Origin of the sequence: Acetobacter farinalis, from assembly GCF_011516935.1 — a bacterium.
Classification (GTDB): domain Bacteria; phylum Pseudomonadota; class Alphaproteobacteria; order Acetobacterales; family Acetobacteraceae; genus Acetobacter; species Acetobacter farinalis.
In genome coordinates, this window is the sequence record NZ_WOTF01000051.1 from 1 (window position 1) to 3,071 (window position 3,071).

At 58.5% G+C, this 3,071-nt stretch carries 4 protein-coding genes and 1 pseudogene; 4 read left to right on the forward strand and 1 reads right to left on the reverse strand.

Going from position 1 to position 3,071, the window contains the following annotated elements:
• A pseudogene (locus GOB82_RS13040) lies at positions 1–226 on the forward strand (hypothetical protein); the annotation flags it as partial.
• A 36-nt stretch (positions 227–262) separates the two neighbouring features.
• Here GOB82_RS13040 and mobQ read toward each other — a convergent pair.
• Complete coding sequence (gene mobQ, locus GOB82_RS13045) at positions 263–1,375, reverse strand: MobQ family relaxase (protein WP_166123745.1); 1,113 nt, start codon at positions 1,373–1,375, stop codon at positions 263–265.
• 170 nt (positions 1,376–1,545) lie between these two features.
• On the opposite strand from mobQ, the gene GOB82_RS13050 reads away from it, so the two are divergent.
• The 3 genes from GOB82_RS13050 to GOB82_RS13060 form a co-directional block, all read left to right on the forward strand.
• Complete coding sequence (locus GOB82_RS13050) at positions 1,546–1,845, forward strand: mobilization protein (RefSeq protein ID WP_166123747.1); 300 nt, start codon at positions 1,546–1,548, stop codon at positions 1,843–1,845.
• Between the two features lie 109 nt (positions 1,846–1,954).
• Positions 1,955–2,353: a replication protein gene (locus GOB82_RS13055; RefSeq protein WP_166123749.1), complete on the forward strand. Its 399-nt coding sequence runs from the start codon at positions 1,955–1,957 to the stop codon at positions 2,351–2,353.
• Between the two features lie 44 nt (positions 2,354–2,397).
• A partial coding sequence (locus GOB82_RS13060; protein WP_166123751.1) for a hypothetical protein occupies positions 2,398–3,071 on the forward strand: 674 nt, incomplete at its 3' end.

A 3,071-nucleotide genomic window follows, 5' to 3' on the forward strand; every position in this document is an offset into this window, starting at 1 on the left:
TCAAAGGCCGCAGGAAATCAGCCAAATCATGTCTGAACTGGTGGCGTTTCGGGCCATCACGCGAACCCGCCAGAAGGTAGGCGGCATGAAGGGGCCGGGTATGGTTCACTACTTCATGAACCCCAACGTAGCCACGCATCTGAGCGGCTCTGAACGGGATGTAGCGCAGGAAGAAGCGCCCCCGCTGTTGATGCTGATGGAAGGCGGTTTGTCGAAGGGCTGTTAAGGATTTTTAAGGATTCGTTCCCGGTAGAACGAATCCTTAACGCCCACGCCCCCGGCTACTCTCTCGGCCCCTCTGGGCACCCAAGGCCCGCAAGCGTTCCTTGTGAGCCGCTTCCTCGCGGGCCTTCTCGATAGCCCGCTGACGCTCTTTCTCGGCGGCTATGCGCTGCTCCTGCTCGCGTTGCAGCCGGTCGGCCTCGGCCTTCTTCGTGGCCCCGGCTCCTACCCCCTTGGCAAACATCAGCCAGCGGTTGGCCTTTTCCTCGGCCTGCTGGCGCCTCTGCTGGAGTGCAGGAGCCAGCCGGTCGAGTGCCCCGGCCACCTTGTCCAGCCCTTCACGCATGACCTTTATGGCCCGCTCCATCTTCGCCAGGGCAAAGTCTATCACCTCGGCCCGTTGTGCGTTCTCCGCTCTCACCTGGCGATTGTGGTTGCCTGTTGGCGTCCTGCGCCCCTTGCGCTCCAAGGCCACCACATTCTGGCCCATGTGGCGCTCTGGCACACGGTCAAGCCCCTGCTCTGCGTTGCTGCGGTGGTCTATGCGGGCCTCTTGCCCGGCCCTCTCAAGGGCATTGTTGGCAAGGGTCGCCCATAGCTGGCGGATCTCGGTCACATCGTCGGCCGACTTGCCCAGCCCCATGCTAGCCCGCTTCTTGTCGGACAGTTCGATGGTGGCCTTGTCGCCAAATACCAGCTTGCCGTCTGCCCCACGCTCCACCGTGCGCGTGGTGGTCAGGACGTGGGCATGGTGGTTCCGGTCGTCACCTTCAGCACCCGGCAGATGCACCGCCACGTCCACGGCCACCCCGTAACGCTCCACCAGCTCACGCGCAAAGCTGTCGGCCAGCTCCGCGCGCTGGTCGCTGGTGAGTTCGTGCGGAAGGGCCACAACCCATTCCCTGCCGGTGCGGGCGTCCTTCCGTTTCTCTGCCCGCTCGGCATCATTCCACAATTCTGACCGGCTGGCAGTTCCACCCCCCGGAATGAAAACTTGCTTATGTGCAACGCTGTTTTGCCGTGGGGTGTAATCGTGCTGATGTCCGTCAAGTTCGTTGGTCAAATCCTCGCCAGACCGATAGGCAGAAGCAGCCACAACACTACGGCCCGCGCTTCGGCTTATTGGTTTCGTTGATGCGAGATAAATTGCCACGGCTCGAACTGACCTTTTTTCCTTTGGCGTTAAACGGGGGTGCAGGGGGGATTCCCACCCTGCCGCATGACTTGCCTTTGGGCAAGTCGTAAATGCGCCCTTAATATCTCACGGCATCAAGGGAAATATGGTATTCTGTTGGCAAGGATACCACACACCACGAGGCTGTTATGAGCGATATTTCAAAAGAAATTGAGAACGCCAAAAAGATCATTGCTGAACAAAAAAAGCGTATCAGAGAGGCCCAGAAGTCAGCAGCTAAAGCAGAAGGAAAACTGCGAGATCGTCAGAACTACATTCTGGGGGGTGCTTTGGTAAAACTGGCCGAAACTGACGAACGTGGCGTGCGAACCATTGAAGCCCTTTTGAAGCGGCTAGAGCGTCCAGCAGACAAACGAGCCTTTGAGACGTTTTCTCGCCTCCCAGCCCTCTCTCTGACCGAACAAGGGGGCAATGATGAGCAGCACTGACATGGAGGACGTGCAAGACCCGTTCGCCCTATTCCAGCAGCTAGAACGGAACCTCACCGCTGCCAGCACCAAAATGGAGAAGCTGGCCCAAGAGCAAAAAAACCAATGCGTGACGATCAAGGACGCAGCCGAAAAAGCCTCTCAGACAGCCATAGAAGCGTCCGAAGCGTTTGCAGTGTCGAAACCCCGCCTCATGATCTGGACAGCCCTCTGCGCGGCTCTACTGGTCGCTGGTGGGTGGATAGCGGGTTACTGGCTGGGGCATCATGACGGTTGGGCCACCGGACATGACGTTGGCCGGGAAGCAGCCCTAGACGCCAATGCAGCCGCTTCATGGGCCAACACCAGAAGCGGGATAGCTGGGAAACGGCTTGATGATGCGGGTTCCTTGCAGTCCCTCGCCTCCTGCTCTGTCGAGGGGTTCACTGCCGAACCTGACGACAAGGGGGGCCGCTGGTGTCTGATTCGTGGAGCTGACGGAAAGACCCGTGGGTGGCGTACCCACTAGCCAGCCCCTCCCCCTTCCTGAGCAATACGGAATTGCCCACTTCCGTGACCTGTCACGATAGGAAAAAGGGCAGTTTTCCACCGATTGAGAAGGGGACTACAGGGGAAGAGAATCTTATCTATTTCTATCTGGCGTGGATAACTTCACCCAAAAATGAGCATTTTCGCCGGGAAACTGCCAAAAATGGCCTTGCTATTAAGTCGCTCACTGTGCGACTACTGGTTCGCTCACTGTGCGACCTAATAGGCACCAATACAAGGGTTCTCCACATGGCTGCAACGATCACCCGTTTGACACCCAAGCCTGAACGCCTCCGACAAGATCAGGCGGACATTCTGAGGCAAGCCCTGCTCCCCTTTGAGGAGCAGATGCCCGCTGAGGCGTTCCGCGCTGTTATCGGCCTGATCGATCGCCAAACCGCCAGCCGCAAGAGATGGACTTTCGTCATGCTCAGCCCTGAACAGAACTCAATCGTGGTGGACTATCTGGCTGAACACTCCAAGCGCCCCCTGACCGCGCTGCGCGTCTGGGCGTTGTGCTTCAAGCACCTGCGGACAGACACCGGAGAAATCCTGCTAACCCGCGACGAAATCGCGGATAAGGTCGGTCAAAGGCCGCAGGAAATCAGCCAAATCATGTCTGAACTGGTGGCGTTTCGGGCCATCACGCGAACCCGCCAGAAGGTAGGCGGCATGAAGGGGCCGGGTATGGTTCACTA